General features: G+C 42.1%; 16 protein-coding genes. 15 read left to right on the top strand and 1 reads right to left on the bottom strand.

Annotated elements, in window-relative coordinates; all coding sequences use genetic code 11:
- Positions 1-12 precede the first annotated feature (12 nt).
- From M1D52_RS08060 to M1D52_RS07995, 14 genes are all read left to right on the top strand, one after another.
- A complete protein-coding gene (locus M1D52_RS08060) occupies positions 13-1,770 on the top strand; it encodes a RagB/SusD family nutrient uptake outer membrane protein (RefSeq protein WP_437365662.1) in 1,758 nt (585 codons plus the stop codon).
- Between the two features lie 25 nt (positions 1,771-1,795).
- Positions 1,796-3,034, top strand: coding sequence for a glycoside hydrolase family 88 protein (locus M1D52_RS08055; protein WP_437392163.1), 1,239 nt, complete (start codon positions 1,796-1,798; stop codon positions 3,032-3,034).
- A gap of 20 nt (positions 3,035-3,054) precedes the next feature.
- Positions 3,055-4,536 carry an alpha-L-fucosidase gene (locus M1D52_RS08050; RefSeq protein ID WP_437392161.1) on the top strand — a complete coding sequence of 494 codons (1,482 nt, stop codon included), beginning with the start codon at positions 3,055-3,057 and terminating at the stop codon, positions 4,534-4,536.
- Positions 4,537-4,657: 121 nt separating this feature from the next.
- Positions 4,658-5,812 carry a zinc-dependent alcohol dehydrogenase gene (locus M1D52_RS08045; RefSeq protein ID WP_437392160.1) on the top strand — a complete coding sequence of 385 codons (1,155 nt, stop codon included), beginning with the start codon at positions 4,658-4,660 and terminating at the stop codon, positions 5,810-5,812.
- A gap of 1 nt (position 5,813) precedes the next feature.
- Positions 5,814-6,302 (top strand): hypothetical protein, encoded by a 489-nt coding sequence (locus tag M1D52_RS08040; protein ID WP_437392159.1) that lies wholly within the window; start codon positions 5,814-5,816, stop codon positions 6,300-6,302.
- A gap of 53 nt (positions 6,303-6,355) precedes the next feature.
- Positions 6,356-7,009 (top strand): DUF1349 domain-containing protein, encoded by a 654-nt coding sequence (locus M1D52_RS08035; protein WP_437365652.1) that lies wholly within the window; start codon positions 6,356-6,358, stop codon positions 7,007-7,009.
- A 118-nt stretch (positions 7,010-7,127) separates the two neighbouring features.
- Positions 7,128-7,694 carry an RNA polymerase sigma factor gene (locus M1D52_RS08030; RefSeq protein WP_437365650.1) on the top strand — a complete coding sequence of 189 codons (567 nt, stop codon included), beginning with the start codon at positions 7,128-7,130 and terminating at the stop codon, positions 7,692-7,694.
- 91 nt (positions 7,695-7,785) lie between these two features.
- Positions 7,786-8,982: a FecR family protein gene (locus tag M1D52_RS08025; RefSeq protein WP_437365648.1), complete on the top strand. Its 1,197-nt coding sequence runs from the start codon at positions 7,786-7,788 to the stop codon at positions 8,980-8,982.
- Positions 8,983-9,154: 172 nt separating this feature from the next.
- A complete protein-coding gene (locus tag M1D52_RS08020) occupies positions 9,155-12,427 on the top strand; it encodes a TonB-dependent receptor (protein WP_437392158.1) in 3,273 nt (1,090 codons plus the stop codon).
- Between the two features lie 11 nt (positions 12,428-12,438).
- Positions 12,439-14,046, top strand: coding sequence for a RagB/SusD family nutrient uptake outer membrane protein (locus M1D52_RS08015; protein WP_377611110.1), 1,608 nt, complete (start codon positions 12,439-12,441; stop codon positions 14,044-14,046).
- Between the two features lie 19 nt (positions 14,047-14,065).
- Entirely contained in the window at positions 14,066-16,141 is a 2,076-nt protein-coding gene (locus M1D52_RS08010) for a beta-L-arabinofuranosidase domain-containing protein (protein WP_437392157.1), read from the top strand.
- 7 nt (positions 16,142-16,148) lie between these two features.
- The gene (locus tag M1D52_RS08005; protein WP_437392155.1) at positions 16,149-18,128 is read left to right on the top strand and encodes a glycoside hydrolase family 127 protein; all 1,980 of its coding nucleotides are present in this window, start codon (positions 16,149-16,151) and stop codon (positions 18,126-18,128) included.
- Between the two features lie 110 nt (positions 18,129-18,238).
- The gene (locus M1D52_RS08000; RefSeq protein WP_437392153.1) at positions 18,239-19,633 is read left to right on the top strand and encodes an aminotransferase-like domain-containing protein; all 1,395 of its coding nucleotides are present in this window, start codon (positions 18,239-18,241) and stop codon (positions 19,631-19,633) included.
- Between the two features lie 87 nt (positions 19,634-19,720).
- Complete coding sequence (locus M1D52_RS07995; RefSeq protein ID WP_437392152.1) at positions 19,721-20,236, top strand: N-acetyltransferase; 516 nt, start codon at positions 19,721-19,723, stop codon at positions 20,234-20,236.
- Positions 20,237-20,410: 174 nt separating this feature from the next.
- Here M1D52_RS07995 and M1D52_RS07990 read toward each other — a convergent pair whose 3' ends face one another.
- Positions 20,411-21,136, bottom strand: coding sequence for an MBL fold metallo-hydrolase (locus tag M1D52_RS07990; RefSeq protein WP_437392151.1), 726 nt, complete (start codon positions 21,134-21,136; stop codon positions 20,411-20,413).
- A 488-nt stretch (positions 21,137-21,624) separates the two neighbouring features.
- Between M1D52_RS07990 and M1D52_RS07985 the strand changes: the two genes are divergently transcribed.
- Positions 21,625-21,840 (top strand): hypothetical protein, encoded by a 216-nt coding sequence (locus M1D52_RS07985; RefSeq protein ID WP_377611121.1) that lies wholly within the window; start codon positions 21,625-21,627, stop codon positions 21,838-21,840.
- Positions 21,841-22,082 lie beyond the last annotated feature (242 nt).

The following is a 22,082-nucleotide window of genomic DNA, read 5'->3' as shown; positions in this document are numbered from 1 at the left end:
ACTCAGATGATCATGAAAAAAATATTCGCGATATTAATGATTAGCGCTCTTTGTAGTTGCAAAAAAGACCTATTGGATACTTCCCCCTATTCTTCTGTTTCCAGCACCACGATGTGGACTACGGATAACCTAACCGATTTAGGTGTCGCCGGCGTCTATAATGCGTTACGATTAAAAATGGGGCATAGCGGACTCGTTTCGCCCTATGAACTGTATCAGATGGACAGATTCTCATTTACAGGACAAGGACGTTGGGATGAGCCCTTGTTAACAGGTACGATTACTGCCGGCGATCCTTTGTTCTTAAATATCTGGCAGATGATGTATGAAGGCATCCAACGGGCCAATGATGGCATAAAGAACATTCCGCAGAAGTCACCATCTAGTACGGAAAAGAAGGCAAGGTATATTGCTGAATGTAAATTTTTGAGGGCCTACTTCTATTTCCGATTAAATCAAGTATATAAGGGGGTGCCTATCTATTTGGAACCTTTCACGGCAACAGAAGCGGTTAAGCCAAGAAATACCGAAGAAGAGGTATGGGATCAGGTTTTAGCTGATCTTAGCGACTGTATTAATGAACCACAACTACCGGAACGATACGCTACCGGAGATGGAAACTATGGACACGTCACCAAGGCAGCGGCCTACGCCTTGCGTGGAAAGATTTATCTATACAAGACCGATTGGGCATTGGCCGCTGCAGATTTCCAAAAAGTGAAGGACGCCGGACATACTTTATTCGCTGACTACAAAGCTCTGTTTAAGGAAGCCAATGAACAGTCGTCAGAGATGATATTTTCAATTCAAAATCGTAGTGAATTTGGTTACGGAAACAATTTCCAGCTATTCTGCGGATGGCCCTCCGCTTACACTCGCGGTTGGAACTATTATATGCCCTCTCCGCATCTCGTGGATCTTTATGAAAACAGGGATGGATCGAAATTCAGCTGGGACGCGGTTATTCCCGGCTACACAAAACTTTCCGTTAATGAAAGGGAGGTGTTTTTCTTACGCAATAACCTAACCGAAAGTGAAAAAGCCGCTGCTGCATTACGTGGTGCAAAAATGGAGCTTTATCTACCACAGGGTAACGAAGAACGCATTAAGGCAGCCTATGATAACCGTGATCCCCGTTTGCAGGCGAATATAGTTACTCCTTATGCAACCTTCCGCGGTGCCTATAATTTTACTAATGTGGAAAGTATACAACATATGCGTTGGCCCTTTAGGGCGCAAGCGCCAATCGATGGTGATATTCAAAGCGACACACAGATCAATTTCTTTTACTTTTATAGAAAGTTTGTAGCCGAAGGGGTTACTGAACTAGTAGACCGGAATTTTGGGCCGATCGATTTTCCTATTCTGCGGTACGCAGATGTGCTATTGATGTGGGCCGAGGCCCTCAACGAACAAGGGCTGCTATCAGAGGCAGTCGAAAAAGTGAATGAAGTACGGGCGCGGGCGGGTGTTGCCTTGTTAAATTCAAATACAGCCACTACCGTGACAGGACAAGAAGACTTGCGCGAGCGTATTCGCAATGAACGAAGAGTGGAATTTCCTAATGAAGGTATTAACTATTTCGATGAATTACGATGGGCTACTTGGAAAGAAAAGGTTTTCCAGGTCGGAAATGGTCGAAAGCAGATTTGGGGTGCCAATGTCAGCGATTATAGCTATAAAGGTGATCATCTGTATACCTGGCCCATACCATCAAATGAAATCCAAATGAATCCCAACTTGAAACAGAACCCAGGTTGGATTGATTAAATCAGCATGCCGTAAATTATTAAAGATGAAAAAGTTTTTATTCCCATACACCTTATTATTGACTTTGCTACTGGTTTCATTTAACCATGACAGGCAAGATATTGTCCAACGAAGTTTCGATCGGGCAGCGCGACAATACACCCTCCTGTTATCCACTGCAACCGATCTAAGTCGCTATCCACGATCGACCGATGCCAACGGAAAAACTAGCTATACTGATATCCATGATTGGACCGGTGGTTTCTGGCCAGGGTGTCTGTGGTATCTATATGAGTATACCAAAGACAATAAGTGGAAAGCAGCCGCTCAAAAATGGACCCATTCATTAGAAGCAAATCAATACAATACAGATCATCATGACATCGGATTTATGATGAATTCTAGCTATGGCAATGCATACCGGCTAACCGGCGACACGTGCTATAAGAAAATACTGATTCAAAGTGCCAAATCGCTTGTTAGTCGCTACAATTCAAAAGTCGGTGCCATCCAATCGTGGAACAGTTTTAGTTCGTGGGATGGCCAATCGGTTTATCAATTTCCGGTAATTATTGATAATATGATGAACCTGGAGCTGCTTTTTCTGGCATCACAGCTTTCAGGCGATAGCTCTTTCAGAACCATTGCCATAAAACATGCTGAAACAACGCTAAAAAACCACTATCGTCCAGATTATAGTTCTTATCACGTGGTCAACTATGATCCTTTAACGGGAGTGGTACTGAGTAGAGAAACGGCTCAGGGTTATGCCGACAATTCGGCTTGGTCAAGAGGACAAGCTTGGGGACTTTATGGTTTTACGGTTATGTATCGGGAAACTAAAGACACGAAATTTCTCCATTCCGCCATCAAAATGGCGGAATATTATATCAATCATCAACACTTGCCCAGTGACCTTATCCCCTATTGGGATTTCCATGTCGGACAAGCAGGTTATCAGCCAAACTGGGATTATGATGCCTCCAAGTTTAAAGAAATTCCAAGGGATGCATCAGCGGCTGCAATTACCAGCTCGGCACTGCTTGAGCTCAGTACTTATATAGAAGAAAGGCATAAACGCTTATTTTACAGCACTGCAAAGAAAATTCTGCAATCATTGAGTACGGACAGGTATATGGCTCAAGCCGGCACAAATGGCTATTTTCTGCTAAAACATAGCGTAGGCAGTATTCCTCATGGAGGTGAGATTGATGTACCCTTAGTATATGCCGACTATTATTTTCTGGAAGCACTTTTACGCATCCAAAAGAATTCACACACTTAACTTATTCACTTATTCAAACCATGACGATCCGATTCTACTTGCTTATCAGTTTATTTTCTGTTATAACCTCTGTTGCCACGCAGACAGCCATTGCGCAGTCTGAACAGACAATGAAGGAACGTTGGCGAGAAATGAATAGAAGTAAGGCCACTGCTTTGGAGGAATTTCAAGACCTAAAATTCGGGCTGTTCATTCATTGGGGGTTGTACGCCATTCCCGGCGGAATTTGGGAAGGAAAAAAAATGGAAGAAATGGGAAGTCCCAGCGTTGCAGAGTGGATTCAGCTTGTCGCGAAGATTTCACGAAAACAATACGCCAAATTGGCGGACGAATTTAACCCAAGTACTTTTGATGCCAATGCTATTGCTAAAATGGCAAAGGACGCCGGGATGAAATACATCGTCATCACCGCAAAGCATCATGACGGCTTTGCGTTGTTCAAATCGAAAGCAAGTCCATTCAATGTTGTTGACGCCTCTCCATTTAATCGCGATATTATAGCAGAGTTCAACCAGGCCTGTCGAAAATTCGGTTTACGTTTCGGCGTTTACTATTCTCATAACATTGATTGGGCCGATGGTGCTGATGCGCAGTATAAAGAAACCAAAACGATGAATGATAGAGAGGGAAAACGAACCGACGCTTTTGGTGCTAACCTGTGGGATCCCAGTCCAAATACTTTTCAGTCATACCTAGACAACAAATCGGTACCCCAAGTCAAAGAATTACTTTACCAATTTAAAGACATACGTTACATCTGGTTTGATATGCCGGGCTTAATGAAACCCGAACAAAGTTTCCGATTCTATAAAACAGTTTATGATATTAATCCCAAGATTATTATTTCAGAACGCATAGGTAATCAGATGGGCGATTATGCTATTCCGGGTGATAATAAGATCCCCACAGAAAAGGACCAATACGCTATTCCCTGGGAAACTGTCGGAACCTTCAATAATTCATGGGGTTATAAGTCCTATGATCAGGATTGGAAAAGTAAAGAGGAGCTACTTTATTGGTTGCTGGAAATAGTTAGCAAAGGTGGGAATTATATGCTCAACATCGGTCCACGTGCCGATGGTTCCGTACCCGAAATGGTCATTAACAATCTGCAATCGATTGGCAAATGGCTTCAGGTGAATCAAGAAGCCATTTATGGCACAAGACCATGGCGTATAAACCATGAAGGCCCTGCGGAATATAAAATTACCGATACAGAACAGCGGGAGAAAGAAGGTTTCACGCTACAGATCAGCCCGACCGATTTTTGGTTTACACAAAAAAACGGTTCGGTATATGCCATGGCCTTGAAAGTCCCATCTAATAAAAACATATTCATAAAAGCACTTAAAAGGACAAATGGCATTGTACAGGAGGTGGAAGTGCTTGGTGTTGGAAAAATCACATTTTCCCAGACGGAAGAGGGATTGAAGGTAGCCTTACCCATGAAGATTGCAGATTTAGCTAACGGATATGCATTGAAAGTAAAATTTAGACCGTAGTTCTTCCTACGCGATCCGTATTTATACTTATTCGTATAAATACGGATTTACATAATAAAAAAAACCTGCATCTCATTCCAACGTTTATCCCATTAAGAATTGAAAGCTTAATGGTTACTATATGTTAGCAATGAACTACCGAGGACCGTTTAGAGTCAGGATTGATGAAAAACCATATCCAAAAATCCTACATCCGGAGGACGCTATTGTTCGAGTTACTCGCTCCTGCATATGCGGTTCTGATCTACACTTGTATCATGGACTAGTACCCGATACACGCGTCGGCAGTACTTTTGGCCACGAGTTTATCGGCATTGTAGAAGATGTGGGATCGCAAGTAACCGAAATTCAGGTTGGCGATCATGTGCTTGTACCCTTCAATATAGCTTGCGGTAAATGTGCCTTTTGTAAACAGGAATTATATGGCAATTGTCATGAATCAAACCCTGAAGCAACTGCTGTTGGCGGTATCTTCGGTTATTCGCATACAGCAGGTGGTTACGATGGTGGACAAGCGGAGTACGTCCGTGTCCCTTACGCTAATGTCGGACCGACCCGCATACCTCCCGAGATGGATCCGGACGATGCGGTATTATTAGCCGATGTGGTGCCTACCGCCTATCAGGCAGCCGAGATGGGAGGCATCAAAAAGGGTGATACAATAGTTATTTTTGGAGCCGGGCCAATAGGTATTATGACGGCAAAATGCGCCTGGCTATTCGGTGCCGGCCGTGTTATCGTTATTGACCACTTGGAATATCGACTGGAATTCGTTAAAAATTACGCACAATGCGAGGCTTATAATTTTCGCTCGATGGATGACCCGGTTCTCTTCATTAAAAAAACAACCGATTGGTTTGGTGCTGACGTGTGTATTGATGCTGTTGGTGGTGACGCTGCCGGTAATGCCATGCAAACCATCACTGGAAGAAAATTGCTCTTGCAAGCAGGTTCGGCTACGGCACTTCATTGGGCAATCAATTCGGTTAAAAAAGGAGGCATTGTATCCATTGTAGGCGTATACGGACCTACCGACAATCTGATCCCCATCGGCAACGTAGTAAACAAAGGCATCACCATTCGCGCTAACCAAGCGTCCGTAAAACGCGTATTACCTAAGCTTATAGATCATGTTATGGCAGGGCGGTTAAATCCCAAAGGCATTATCACACATCGGCTACCACTGGAAGAGGTATCCGACGCTTATCGTATGTTTTCATCTAAGTTAGACAATTGCATAAAACCTGTACTCATACCACCCAAAGCAAAAATATAATATGAAAGAGACAAAGGATTATTCACACATAAAAGGTTGGGGTATCGACGCAGATCCTGAAAACGAACCTACTTACCCCCTAAAAAACTATACAGGTGACGACCATGCTCGTACTCATTGGGACCGCCCAAGTCTACAGGTAAAGGACGTGGAAATCCTCCACTCTAACGAAAGGCCAACTATTAGCGCTGTATTTGGCAATACCTTACCTCCAAAAGGTTTAAGTGGAATCGTTAGACGTTTTGCCTTCAGATACAGCGAAAATCGATACCGCCATTGGTTACCCTTATTGTTGGCCGACCGGATTGATGTGATAGAGGGCTTGTTTGACGACCTACGCCGTGGGCATATCCCAAACATCTTTGCAGAGAAAGGGTATAAAGCACGTTGGAAACATGATCGAAACGGTGTCATTAAAAAAGCGGCAACGGTTGTGGTGGTAACAAGCTGCCTAATGCTTCTTCTTCGACACGGAAAAAATAAGCAGTAATTTATTTTTTTGCCCCAAGGCTTTTCCTATTTTTGGTGCTCAAATGCATCATTATGAAAATATTCGCCCTTGTACCTTTATTCTGTTTGTTACCGCTCGCACCTAAAGCTCAGACCCTCGAAAAAATGACTTGGTTTAATGAGCCCGCCGAATGGAAAATAGATGGTCGACAATTCACGATGGAGGTGACCCCTAAAAGTGATTATTGGCGAGTTTCGCATTACGGATTTACCGTAGATGACGCACCTTTTTATTATGCTAACTATGGAGGTGAATTCGAAGCGAAGGTGAAACTCATTGGCCAGTACCAGGCGCGCTTTGATCAAATGGGTTTAATGATCCGAACCGACCATGAAAACTGGATCAAGGCGGGGGTCGAATTTGTGGATGGTAAACTCAATGTCAGTGCGGTAGTAACGCACGGAAAAAGCGATTGGAGTGTGGTACAATTGGAAAAAATCCCGCCCCACATTTGGATAAAAGCGATAAGACGCTTGGATGCCATTGAATTTTTTTACTCCTTCGACGACAAAAACTATATTATGCTGCGCAACGCTCCCTTAGAGGACAATCGGCCTGTGCAGGTTGGTTTGATGGCAGCTTGTCCCGATGGCGATGGTTTTACGGCCAAGTTCGAAGATTTTACCGTCAAGCATTTACCTGATCAACGTCGGATTGAGTGGTTGAAAAAGAACGCTTCAGAATAATTGCAAGAATTAAAAATATCCTTCCTTTTCTAATTTATTAGACAATGATTATCGTCAATGCTTGGAATTCTGCATTGATTGCCTATTTTTGTTTGCAGTAAACCAAATCGCAGACCTAGTGGCTTTCGAGGAAAAAGAATTGATATTACAAGTATCAAAGGGCAATGAACATGCCTTTTCGCTTCTTTTTCGTCAATATCATTTACACCTAGCTACCTTTGTTTATAAGCTGACAGACTCCTATGAGCTTACGGAGGAAATTGTGCAGGATGTCTTTCTCAAAATATGGACAAACCGAGCGCAATTAACCGCTGTTAAAAATTTTAAAGCCTATCTATTTACTGTTTCGAAGAACCATAGCCTCAATTGTCTAAAGCAGGCGGTAAAAGAAAAAGCAGTCCGCCAACACTGGAAACACGAACACAGTAGGCTGTTTAGCGAAGATGAATTAACAAACTATCATCTTTTGCTTGATCAGGCGATCGATACGCTTCCTCCCCAACAGCAAAGAGTTTATTTGCTAAGTAAGCATGAACACTTAAAATACGCGGAGATAGCCGATCGAATGGGGATTTCTAAAGAGACCGTTAAAAGCTACCTAAAACTTGCAACCAGTACGGTTATCAGCTACCTGAAAAAGCATATTTACCTTCTCCTCTTTTTGCTCATTAAAATAAAGTTTTAATTTTTCGCTAGTCGCTACCCCCTTTTTTTATTTTTTATTGTCTTTTATATAGTCTCGCTTGCTAGCAAGGGACATAACCATTTATAATAATATGAACAGCGTTTCAGAAAGATTTTATTTTTTGCTAAATCGTTTTTTAAATAAAAGCATTCATCGTGAGGAGTTAGATGAACTGTTGTTACTGTTAGATACCCTTCCGAAAGAAGAGATCGATCAAGTGTTACAGGCCATCTATGAGGAGACTCTTGTATCGCCCCTGTTAGCAGAAAAGCTAAAAAGCGAAGAGATGCTCAAACAAATATTAGGAAAGAAAGTAGCGCGCCCGATCTCCAAGCGTCATTCTCTGTCCCTATATGTCAAACTTGCGGCTACCGCGGCAGTCTTAGCGGGACTTGCTTTCGGACTTTTTATTCTCCAGCAAAAAAACAAACCGCTGAATTTGCAAACGACAAACACTGCGCCAAGTAAGGAAAGCGATATTTTACCGGGAGGAAACAAAGCCACCTTAAGAATGGCAGACGGAACTACCATTATACTGAACGACTCACCGAACGGCCTTTTAGCCAATGAGAAAGGTATATCTATAAAGAAAATAGCTGACGGAGAACTCATCATTGATGCCGGTACAATAAAAAATGATGAAACGCCAACACAGCGTTGGAATATCGTAGCAACACCTAGAGGGGGTCAATACCAAATACGGCTCCCCGATGGAAGTAAAGTCTGGTTAAACGCAGCAAGTTCCTTACGATTTCCTTCGCAGTTCCACGGCAATGAACGCAAGGTAGAATTAAGTGGTGAGGCTTACTTTGAGATTGCTAAACATTCAAACAAGGCATTTAAAGTGATTAGTAAGCATTTAGAAGTGCATGTATTGGGCACTGATTTTAATTTATTGGATTACGATAACGAAACGGTAGTTAAAACAACCCTGATTAACGGAGCAGTTAAAATAAAGCGCGGGACACAGGCGAAGTTGTTAAAACCGGGCCAACAAGCATTACTGCATCGCAATGAGACCATTACTATAACTGATCATGCCGACATAGAAAGTGAAATTGCCTGGAAAAATGGCGTCTTTATATTTAAGGACGCTAGTATTCAGCACGTTATGGAACAAGTGGCCAGATGGTATGATATTGAAGTGGAATATACCGGTGTTCGATCCAAGAAATTACTGAATGGAAGCGTTTCCAGAAATGTCAATCTATCTGAGTTGATGAATATGCTTGCCTATACCGGCGTAAATTACGAAATACGAGGAAGAAAAGTCTTGATTAAAAACTAACTGCAAAGCTTCGTCTTTGAGCCTAACCAATAACGTAAACCCAAACATGATGAGCGAATAAAAACAATAAGAATGACAGTAAAACGGAGAGTGCTGGTACCACTCTCCGAAAGCTTGGAGTTATTTCCACATTGGTCTGACAACATTTATTAACCCAAACACAACAAAAGTAATGAAATTTATTTCAAAGGCCGCGCTATGTGATCGGCCGTTCCTGCAGCAATTATTATTGACTATGAAACTTACTGCGTTTATACTACTATTAGCCCTGATGCAGGTCAGTGCCAAAAGTTATAGTCAAGGGATAACCTTAAAAAAGGAAGAAGCTTCCGTCACTGAGATCCTCAAGTTAATTGAACAGCAAAGTGGGTATCATTTTCTGTTCGATAAGATGGATATAGAGAAAGCCAGCCCCATCACCGTCGATCTTAAAAACGTATCCATTGAAGAAGCACTGAAAAAAAGCTTGGAAAACCAACCGCTATCATTCAAAATCATGCAACGAACGATTGTTTTGAAAGGCATCCATCGGGTAGTAAAAAGCGTTGCTACCTTTCAGCAATTTGTCAGTGGAGTAGTGAGAGACGAGAAAGGACTACCCCTACAAGGCGTTAGTATAAAGATAAAAGGTACTAACACCGGTACAACAAGCAATGTAGATGGGCTTTATAAGCTCTCGATTTCTCAGGAAAATGCAACTCTTTTATTCAGCTATATTGGTTATGTTACACAAGAAGCACCCATTAAGAACCAAAACACGATTGATATTACCTTAAAAGAAGATGCGAATACGCTTAATGAAGTGGTAGTAGTAGGATATGGCACACAAAAACGCGAACAAATTACCACCGCCATTGCCAGTGTTAAGTCAGAAGATTTCGTGCAAGGTTCGGTAAATGACGCAGCACAACTGATTCGTGGTAAAGTTGCCGGTCTAAGTGTAGTATCACCCGATGCCAATCCGGTTGCAAGTGCTCAAGTTAATCTCCGGGGAGTACCCTCTATTTTAGCCAGTAGTGCCCCTTTGGTGTTAATTGATGGTGTACCTGGAACGCTGTTTACCGTTGCACCGGAAGATATCGAGTCCATCGATATCCTGAAAGATGGCTCTGCGGCAGCCATTTATGGTACACGGGGCACCAATGGGGTTATTCTGATTACCACCAAAAAAGTAAATGGGGAAACACCCGCAACTATTGACGTCAACACCTATTTTACCACACAAAGTATTGCCAGAAGACTGGATTTTATGGATGCTGCTCAATACCGTCAACGGGTGGCTGAGGGAAGGCCCGGTGCTACTGATTATGGTTACGAGACCGATTGGTTGGACGAAATAACACAAACACCTATTTCACAAGTATATAATATCAGTTTAAAAGGCGGAAACAGTAAAACCAATTATATCGCTAATGTAAATTACAGAAATCTTGAAGGTATTATCAAAAGGTCGAACAACCAAGTACTTTTCCCACGCATTGAGTTTAATCATCAGATGTTTGACGGTAAGTTAAAATTGAATGCCAATATAAATGGTTATCAACAAAAATATTTTTCCGGCGCAGACGGTACGAGCTTCCGAGGAGATGTGTACAGAAACGGACTTACTTTTAATCCGACTGATCGTCTAAAAGATGATAACGGGACGTGGGTAGAGCGGATAGAGAAAACCGACTATATGAATCCCGTAGCGCTCTTAGAAGAAACACAGGGACTCATTCAGAACAACAATTTCAGAACGTTTGGCAATATCACTTATTCGCCTACACAAGATATCCATGTAAAGCTTTTACTTTCGCGCGATCTTTATAATAGCACCCGGGGTTACTACGAAACAAAGAAGCATTTCTCAACCATTCGAGATGGAAGAAATGGCTACGCTTCCAGAGGCACTACACGCACGCAAGAGGATCTGTTAGAATTGACAGCTGACTACCATACAATTATTAAAGACCATGAAATTACCGGCTTAATCGGTTACAGTTGGCGAAACAATAATTACCAAGATTATTGGATGCAAAATTGGGATTTTCCGACGGATGATTTTTCATATAACAATATGGGAGCCGGATTAGCCTTAAAACGCGGACAAGCGCCTGAGAATTCCTTACAAAGCGAGAACAAGTTAGTCGGTTATTTTTTCAGACTAAACTACAATTATAAAGAAAAGTACCTACTAATGGCCAGCATTCGTCATGAGGGGTCTTCTAAGTTTGGACGAAACAGCAAATGGGGTAATTTTCCGGCAGTTTCAGTAGGGTGGAATGCCATTCGCGAGCTTTTTTTCCAAGATGTCAAAGCTCTTAGTAACCTAAAATTTCGGGCAGGGTTCGGCATCACCGGTACGGAACCACCCGATCCGTATCAATCCTTAAGCCTAGTTAACTTTGATACCTATAGTCTTGTTAATGGACAATGGATTCAGGTAGTGAATCCTTCGCTAAATCCGAATCCCGATCTACGTTGGGAGAAGAAAGAGGAGTTAAATATGGGTCTTGATTTTGGGTTCTTTGACAACCGTTTGTCCGGTTCGGTCGACTACTACAGAAGAACCACAAAAGATTTGTTAATGGATTATCCGGTACCTACCCCACCCTATTTGTACAATACGATTCAAGCGAATGCAGCCTCTATGCAGAATAAGGGAGTTGAGTTGCAGGTGAACGGTGTACCTCTGCAAACGGGCGACTTTCAGTGGCGTACATCCGTAAACTTTTCCACCAACAGTAATAAGATTTTATCCTTATCTGATGAGAACTTCCAGCTCGCTAGCGGTTACTTTGATACCGGAGAAACGGGTGAACCGATTCAACAACGTACCCATCGCGTGCAAGTGGGTCAGCCCATAGGCAATTTCTATGGATTTAAGACCGTTGATATTGATGAGAACGGCTATTGGATTATTGAAGGTAAAGATGGCAACCCAAAGCCCATAGCCAATCAACAAGCCGATGACAAGCAAATTATAGGCAATGGGTTACCGAAATATTACGCAAGCTGGAACAACACTATAGTATACAAAAATTTCGATTTGAATATTACTATGCGTGGTGCCTTCGGTTTCCAAATCTTGAATATGCCCGAAATGTTCTATGGCAACCCGGTGATGCTTACACGCGGTAATTTACTCAATTCAGCCTATAACAACGTCTTTGACAAACGTCCACTTGCCGATGATCAATCCCTTAATTACGTAAGTTATTATATAGAAAATGGCGACTACTGGAAAATCGACAATGTCACTTTGGGCTATAATCTTCCGGCTACCGGCAAATACATTAAGCGCGTACGTCTGTATGGATCGATTTCGAACCTAGCTACCATTACCGGTTATAAAGGGATAGATCCCGAAGTAAGTATTAGCGGCTTATCTCCAGGTATTGATAATAAAAATCGTTATCCGTCTACTACTAGTTACACCTTGGGTGCATTCTTAACTTTTTAAGTCCTTGAAAGATGAAAACACTAACATATTATATACCGTTTTTTTTATTCGTCATTATGCTCTCTGCTTGCAACAATGACCTAGACGAAATCTTATATACTGAGGTAACTGATGATCAGTTAACCTACACCAATGCTTATCAGGCAACCGGCATTCTCTATGCCAATATGCGTGAACTTTTCGACCATCACAATTGGGCGGGCGTACAGGAAACTTCCTCGGATGAGTTGGTCATGCCTGCTAATGCCTCTGGTTGGGATGATGGTGGCATATACAAGAGAATCCACTTACATACATGGAATTCAGAAAACGAGCAGATGAGTGCCATGTGGAACAGCTTCTATAAAGGTGTAATCAACGCCAATCGCATTATAAGCTTATTTGAAGCGGACAAAATTCCCTTAAGCGACGGATTAACAAAAGAAAGCATCATAGCAGAAGTAAGAGTAATACGTGCTTTTTTTTATTGGCTCGTTTGTGATAATTTTGGCGATGCACCCCTCGTTACAACAGTCAGCACTCAGCTCCCGGCTAAAGTGTCGAGAGCTGAACTTTATCAATTCATTGTTTCGGAAATCAACGCTGCCATCCCTGCACTAAGTGAAGATCGTGATCAGCTTTTCTATGGTCGATTTAATAAATGGGCCGCGAAATCCCTGTTAGCTAATGTGTATCTCAATGCAGAAGTTTACAGTGGTGCACCCGCTTGGCAAGATTGCATACAACAATGCAATGATGTGATCAGCTCTGGTAAATACAGTCTAAACACCAACTTTAGGGAGATATTTAGCACCTTTAATGAAAATTCTCCGGAAATTATATTTGCCGTTCCCTTCAATGAAACTGTTGGCGGTGGTTTTCTCTTCCATATGTTTTCTTGGCACGCCTCGCTAAAAGCCAAGGCGAATATGCAAGCCACCCCTTGGGGTTCCGGTTCAGCCATGGCCGTACCGCAATTTATCGACAGCTATGATCCAGTTGACGGACGCTTAGCCGACACTTGGTTGATGGGGCCTCAATTTGCCGCCGATGGCAAGACAGCACTTCTGGGTGCATACGATCAAGCCGGCAAGCCGCTTGTATTCACAAAAGCAATTCCGGACGGATTGTACACCGGTGAATCAGAAGGCTATCGGATGAATAAATTTACCGTCAAGATGGGGGCCATGCATAATTTAGATAATGATTTTCCTTTCTTCCGATATGCTGATATCCTGCTGATGAAGGCCGAGTGCCTGTTGCGTAACGGCAGCGCAGATGAAGCAGCGATGTTAGTTAGCCAAGTAAGAAACCGGGCTTTCAGAAATAATCCTGAAAAAGCGAATGTAACCGGTAGTGAGCTACAGCAGAACAGTCGTTATCCTTATGGTTATGTAGAAGATTATAAAATAATAGATGAAGGCAACACGGCACCCATACAATATGGACGCATGCTTGATGAACTCGGGTGGGAATTCGCTTGGGAAGGTCACCGTCGACGCGACATGATTCGCTTTGGCATATTTACCAGCAAAAGTTGGCTATCACATAAACCAAATGGTGATTATCGTATTATCTTCCCGATTCCGCAGCAGACCATCAACTCGAATCCTAATTTAACACAAAACCAAGGTTACTAACATCATGCTTCATACAACGATGAAAACAAAACAAGTTATATGCTTTATTCTTCTTGCTTTCGGCCTAGGCGTTGCAAGCGAGGCGCAAGTACAGAATCGTAGCCCCCTACGTCCTAATCCTTATCTCGAGCTCCCGCTGGGTAATATACAAGCAAAGGGTTGGCTGGCAGATCAACTTAATCGAATGAAAGCCGGACTTACCGGACACCTGGATGCACGTTATCCGCAAGTAATTGGCTCGCGAAACGGCTGGTTGGGTGGCGATGGCGATGCGTGGGAAAGAGGCCCCTATTGGGTCGATGGTTTACTTCCTTTAGCGTATATTTTGAAAGACCAAGCTCTTATTAACAAAGTGAAACCTTGGGTTGAATGGACTTTGAACAACCAGCGTGAAGACGGTTATCTTGGACCTAAACCCCTTGCGGAAAAACCAGAGCCCGAACCCGGTATTCAAAAAGAGCCCGTAGAAGATTGGTGGCCTCGTATGGTTATGCTAAAAGTGCTCCAACAATATTACAGCGCTACAGGCGATAAACGCGTTATTGAAGCGCTGACTAAATATTTTAAATATCAGCTGCAAGAACTTCCCCAACATCCCTTGGACCAATGGTCTTTTTGGGGAAATCGCAGAGGAGCTGACAATTTAATGGTCGTTTATTGGTTGTACAATGTGACGGGCGAAAACTTTCTATTGGATTTAGGTAATCTGATTTATCAACAGACTTTTCCCTATACAAAGGTGTTTTCAGGCGCTTACGGTACAAAGCAGGATGGTATTGAACATCTCTACCCATATAACACCGGCAATACTTATCCATTTAAGCAAGCGCTTATCGATAAATTACATGTTGGTCAGTTGCAAAGCTTCCACTGTGTTAATCTTGCTCAAGGTATTAAAACACCGGTTATTTATTATCAACAGCATCCCGATTCGACCTATATCGAAGCAGTAAAAAAAGCCTTTAATGACATCGCTATCTTTCACGGTCAAGCGCAGGGCATGTACGGTGGAGACGAACCTCTCCATGGGAACGCGCCTACGCAAGGTATTGAATTCTGTTCGGTGGTCGAAATGCTCTTCTCCTTAGAAAGTATGCTGACCATTACAGGCGACACGGAATTTGCCGATCGAATCGAAAAAATCGCCTATAATGCCATGCCTACACAAGCTACGGACGACTTTAATTATCGGCAATATTTTCAAAGCGCAAACCAAGTTATGATTTCCCGCGCCAAACGTAATTTTTTCGAAGATGATGGGCACCAAGGTACTGATCAATGTTATGGATTACTTACGGGGTATCCCTGTTGTACAGCCAATATGCACCAAGGATGGCCCAAGCTTGTGCAAAACCTCTGGTATCAAACGGCCGACGGAGGCGTAGCGGCGCTTTTGTACGGTCCTAGCCACGTAAAAGCACAAGTAAACGGACAGCCCATCGAAATCTCCGAAGACACCTATTATCCTTTCGATGAGCGTATTCATTTTACCATTCATAGCAAAAAGGATTTAAGTTTCCCTTTTCATCTACGCATTCCACATTGGGCAAAAAATGCACAAATTAAGATAAACGGCGAACTAAGTAATGAAGCGGTTAAGCCAGGCAGCATCGTAAAAATCAGTCGCCTCTGGAAAAATGGAGATCAAATAACCCTTGTTTTGCCTATGCAAATTGAAACCAGTCGCTGGGCTGAACTATCCGTTGCCGTAGAGCGCGGACCGCTGGTATACGCGTTGAAAATCGATGAGGATTGGCGTAAAGTGAACGACGGCGACTATTTTGGAGACTACCTCGAAGTGCATCCCAAATCGGATTGGAATTTCGGTTTACTATCGAAAACGATCGCAGATCCTCAGAGCGGCTTTGAAGTCATAAAGAACAAGGCAAACGGTCAATATCCATGGAATTTATCCGGCGCACCGATTATCCTTCAGACCAAAGCTAAAAAAATTCCGGAGTGGAAACTCTATAAAAACATGGCGGGCCCGCTTCCCCATCAATTTACGGAAGCAGCGGAAGAAGAAATCCCAATCACCTTGATTCCCTATGGTTGCACTACCTTACGAATCACACAATTCCCTGTAATTAATTAAAAATATCATGACGAGAAAAAGAATTCTTTGTATCAGCAGTTACTTCCTGTTCGCAATAGGAAATGCTTATGCGCAGGAGACATTGTCCCCTATACGGCCCGTCAACTTTTCGAAGGTTGAAATAACTGATCAATTTTGGACGCCAAAAATCAAAACAGTGAGCGAAGTAACCATTCCGGTCTGTATAGAGCAGACCGAGGTTAAAACACCCCGTATTCGAAATTTCGAGAAAGTGGCACAACATTCGGGCGAAAAACACGAAGGAATTTATTACGATGATTCGGATGTTTACAAAGCCTTGGAAGCGATCGCTTATTCGCTCAAAAACCACCCCGATCAGCAATTAGAGCAAAAAGCCGATGAGTGGATTGATAAAATAGCCGCTGCACAGCTGCCTGATGGATATTTGAATACGTACTATACACTTAATGGATTAGATAAACGATGGACGGACATGGATATGCATGAAGATTACTGTGCGGGCCATCTTATCGAAGCTGCTGTTGCTTATTATAATACCACCGGCAAAACAAAACTCCTGGAAGTTGCTACTCGTTTTGCCGATCATATAGATTCTACTTTTCGGCAACAAAACCGGCCTTGGGTGAGCGGGCACCAGGAAATCGAGTTAGCTTTGGTCAAGCTGTATCATACGACCAAAAGAGAACGCTATTTACAGTTAGCAGATTGGTTTCTTCAACAGCGAGGACGCGGTTACGGCAAGGGCCATACATGGGACGACTTAAAAGATCCGGCTCGCTGCCAAGACGCCGTGCCGTTGAAAGATCAGAAGGAAATTACAGGACATGCGGTGCGGGCAATGTATCTTTATACAGGCGCCGCTGATGTGGGAGCCGCCACAGGCAATACCGAGTACATGCAAGCGATGCAAACAGTTTGGCAAGATGTCGTATACCGTAATATGTATATCACCGGAGGCATTGGGTCCACTGCAAAAAATGAAGGTTTTAGTCAAGATTACGATCTTCCCAATGCCAGCGCTTATTGCGAAACCTGTGCCTCCGTCGGCATGGTTTTCTGGAACCAACGAATGAATCTACTTACCGGCGAAGCTAAATATTTCGACATACTCGAACGAAGTTTGTATAATGGCGCGCTGGACGGTCTCTCCTATAGCGGCAATCGTTTTTTCTATGGAAACCCACTCGCATCACATGGCGGCTACGGTCGAAGCGAGTGGTTCGGCACTGCTTGCTGTCCTTCCAATATTGCGCGTTTAGTGGAATCTTTGGGCGATTATATTTATGCACATTCAGATAAAGCGGTTTGGGTGAACCTATTTGTAGGCAGTAAAGCTGCCATTCCTTTATCTCAAGGTACTGTTGAAATAGCACAACAGACCGGTTATCCATGGCAGGGCGATGTTAATATTCGGGTAACGCCCGATAGAAAAAGAAAGTTCCCGTTACATATCCGCATACCCGGCTGGCTGCTCGGTCAACCAGCTCCAGGCGATACTTATCGATTTTTGGACACTACGGAAAACAAATACACCTTGCAAGTCAATGGTAAGAATGTTCCTTATCACATCGAAAAAGGTTATGTTGTTATAGATCGAATTTGGGACAAGAACGATGCTGTCAGTATTCAAATGCCATTGGAAGTAAAAAAGATTGCGGCCAACGATCAAGTCGTCGCCAATAAAAATCGTATTGCCCTACAACGCGGACCACTCGTTTACTGTGTAGAGCAAGTTGACAATCAGGATAACGCTATGAACTTCATCGTACCTCCGGACGCCCATTTTACAGCAAGCTTTCAAAAAGATCTACTGGGCGGGGTAGTTACTTTACAAAGCAAACTGCCGGCAGCCACTCCATCGAGTGATGGAAAATCGATTCAGGTTACCAAGCAAACGATCACAGCGATTCCTTATTTCTGTTGGGCTAACCGAGGCAATGGTGAAATGCAAGTGTGGTTACCTACTAAAATAAAAAATGTGCTGATTAATTCGAAGGGTCTTTAGTTAAGCTAGCTGTACCGACAATATTAAACTGTACTGTCCTGTTTTCCAATAGTTAAAATGGTTATGTTTGCTTCTAAAGCAACATATACTTAAACAGGCAGTACAGTTATATGAGGTCGTATAAATTTGAAGTATTCACTGTATCCATTGAAAAAAATATTCGTAAGGGTATTTATCAGCCAGGGCAAAGATTGCCTTCAGTACGCGACTTAAAAAAAATGCACCATTTGAGTACAACTACTGTGCAACACGGTTATGAACGACTTGTAAGCCAGGGATTAGTGACCAGCGTTCCAAAGAAAGGCTACTACGTAAGTGAACCGATTACAGACCTGGAAAACACCGTATATCCGATTGTAAGAGATCCGATATTTGTAAATAATCGCTTCCATACTACTTCAGCAAATCTGAAGAGGTCTGTATCCGAGTTTAATGTCGCTGCTCCGGGAGACCTCCTAATTCCTCAGAAACTGTTATTACGCACCATGCAGCAAGTGATCAGGGACAAAAGTGCTGGTCTGTTGCGTTATTACGATTCAAACGGTTTACAGGATTTAAAACATAAAATTATCAGTCATGCGGCCATTTACCGAACGATTATCTCGCCTGACGAATTACTAATTACTGACGGAGCCCTACAAGCTCTTTATATTGGGCTCAGTTCAGTCTGCGAAACCAATGATGTCATTGCCATCGAAAGCCCTTGTATCTTTTCCGTTCTTGAAGTTGCAAGGGTGCTTAAGTTAAAAGTAATAGAGATTCCTTTTACCAACGAAATAGGATTCGACCTCGATTTTTTACGGAAAGCCTGTCTCAAAAACAACGTAAAGGCACTCGTCATTACGCCCAACTTTCACAATCCTACGGGAGCGATGATGACGGATGAGGAAAAAAAGGCCCTACTTTCCATTGCACAAAAAAATGGGCTTATCGTAATAGAGAATGATATTTATGGCGACCTTCCTTTTAATGGAGAACGACCTTCAACTATTAGGAGTTTCGACGTAAGTGGTTCGGTAATGACCTACTCTTCTTATGCTAAAACCTTGGCTCCGGGGCTTCGGCTAGGATGGCTATCGACGGCTCATTTTATGCATCGCGCCGAACAGATTAAGTTCGCTCTGGGAAGTACAGTATCCCCTATTTATCAGGAAACTGTTCATCGCTTGCTATCGAATGCCAGCTATCAACGACATATTCGTTCTTTTAGAGCACAACTCGCAAAAAATGCACAATTTACCATTGACTTACTAAATGAATGTTTTCCAAGGGGAACGCAAATCAGCGATCCAAAAGGGGGGTATAATCTCTGGGTAAAACTGCCAAAGCATATCGATGTTGACCTATTTTATCGTAAATGCGAGGAGACAGGAATCAGGTTTACACCCGGTGACACTTTTTCTTTTTCCAACGCCTTTGAAAATCATTTTAGGATCGTTTTCTCGGACAAATATTCATCTAAGAAAATTGAGGCAATAAAATCAATTGGAAAATATATTCATTAAATGCTGTACTGAAGAGTCTTAGTATTTCTGTATCGAGGATGCTACTGAAATGTTATATACTTTCGTATACTTCATAATGCTACAAGAATGAGAATCATAACTAAATTTACCGTAGGAACGGAGCAGGGAATAAATGACTTAATGCAATTAACAAACACTATTGCCACCGAAAAATATGTACATTTATTGAGCCCGGAAACACTCGAGAATTATCTATCAAAACATTTCAATGAAGATGAGCTTATTCGCGAAATAAATAGTTTATCGAATCAATGGCTCGTTGTATATGCGAACGACAAAGCGGTTGGTTATGCCCGTTTAACCACCAAAGGAGAAAGACCCACCTATTTAAGCCAACAGCGCCTGATCCGAATTGCCGACTTCGGCATTTTGCAAGACCATAAAGAACAGGCGATAAAAGAATCATTATTAGATAAATGCGTATCCGTTTCGAAGTCCTATGATCTTATATGGATTAACGAATATTTGGAGAACCCCTTCGTTTCGTTTTTCGAACAAAATGGCTTTTGTAGAGAAAACGGCGTTTATCAAATGGAAGAATTACCATTAGCATCAACGTATCTGATCAAACGTATCCATTAAAACACAAGAAGCTGTTTAAAAAGTACATGACCGTCGTCATTGCGAACCAAAGGAACGATGGTGAAGCAACATGAAGACGTCAAAAGCGCAGATTGCTTCGTCATTCTTTCTCGCAATGACGCGTTTTTTTGATGGTTAAACATATATAAATTACGTATAACCAATTCAATCGCCCTAAAATCTCAATATCGGCAGCTTCATATCATGATATAGAAGTACGGCCCAATGCTCTTTATTGGCCTTCCGTTCCCACTCTTGACGAAGCATCATTGCCTTTTTACCATCATAATCACTTTTATAGGCGATATGTAACTTTAAATAACCACGTTGCGGTAAATTATCGGCCCCATAGAAGGCTGTTTGTCTCTGTTCTCGTATCCAAAAAACTTGATGAAAAGGAGAATGTCCACCAGTTACCTGATAAGAGATTTCATTACTGATCATCCCCTCACCGTCCTCCATAAAAATCAGGTTTGGTAATTCAGCTAATTTTTCAAGCAGTCGGGGATTGTAAGATGGAACATCCTTCTGTTCCAAGGCAAAAGCCAATTCACGTTTCTGCAAAAAAATCTTCGCTTCCGGAAAATTGGGTACAAACCTTCCCTCTTCCATTCTACCGAGCCCCGCCATATGGTCCTTATGTAGATGAGAAAGTAATATTTTCGTAATTCGCGAAGGCTTTACTTGCTCCTGTTCCAACAAGCTATGTATCAGCGGCTTATTTACATCATCCACTAAACCCAGGCCAACATCTAACAGAAGATATTCCTGATCTGTAATTACTAAAAAGGGATTAATTGCCATCTTTAGATCGGCGGCAGGTGACAATTCATTCAGTTTTGTAAATTCTTTATTTTTACTGACACTGTAGTTACCTTCTTTTAGTGGTATGATTTTCATATTGGAAATAAGCTCCTATGTTTCAGTTAATTTATTCTACTTACCATACTAATACTATGGTTCATTCCGCATTTGAAAGAACCTGGTCGAGCAGCGCCATAAAAATAGCTTTTTTAAGAGAGATTTTATCCCCTTCATATTTAATCAAATTCCCATGGTTTTATGGGGCCTTTTACTCTGATGACTCTATAAGGTTTCCATACGCCTTGAACTAAATAGTTGTTGATAAATCGCTCATTAAAAATTCAGTTCCCACAGAAAAGGAATTTTCAATAAGAAATGGCCTTAGATAGCTTGAAGAAGCGTTGTGTAAAGTTATCGTACACGAATAGTCGCATTATGTACACTTTTTTTTTGCATATAAAAGCAATTTATCTATGTTTGCTCTGGGAACATTGTTTCATAACGTTGATCCTATGAATTTAATCAACCATAATAAGGTCTTAAAAATGCGAACATATAGGGATTGTTGCGATCTCAATTAATATATGAAAACCTTCACTACACACCTTCAGGCGATCAATCCTGACACGCAGGAAATACAAATGTTTATCGGGCCGAATATATTAGCCCAGAACTGGGATGAGGCAGAAGATTATTGCTACAGGAATGGTCTCGGCTATTTAGTAATAGATGGCGAACTTGGAGATCCACTAAGCGAAGATAACTCGGTTAAATCAGTTCTACATCTCCCGTTGAATTAATGATTGGCATTGAACCTAAATAACTCTATCCGTGGATGTTTCCCTATATTCGTTAGCGCACCACGAACTCGCGTGAAGTTTTGGATATATCAGAAACAGGCCCTGTGCAGATATGTTACATTTACGCAAAAACAAATTACGCTTGCTCATTTTATATACAATCAATTAGCTCATATTAAAATCTAAAACTAATAATCACATTAATCAAACAAAATTCGAGTCGACCGGCACGCTCCTTCTTA

The sequence above is a fragment of the Olivibacter sp. SA151 genome, assembly GCF_054130995.1.
Note: the sequence above shows the minus strand (reverse complement) of the source record. Positions and strands in the feature narration are given on the sequence as shown.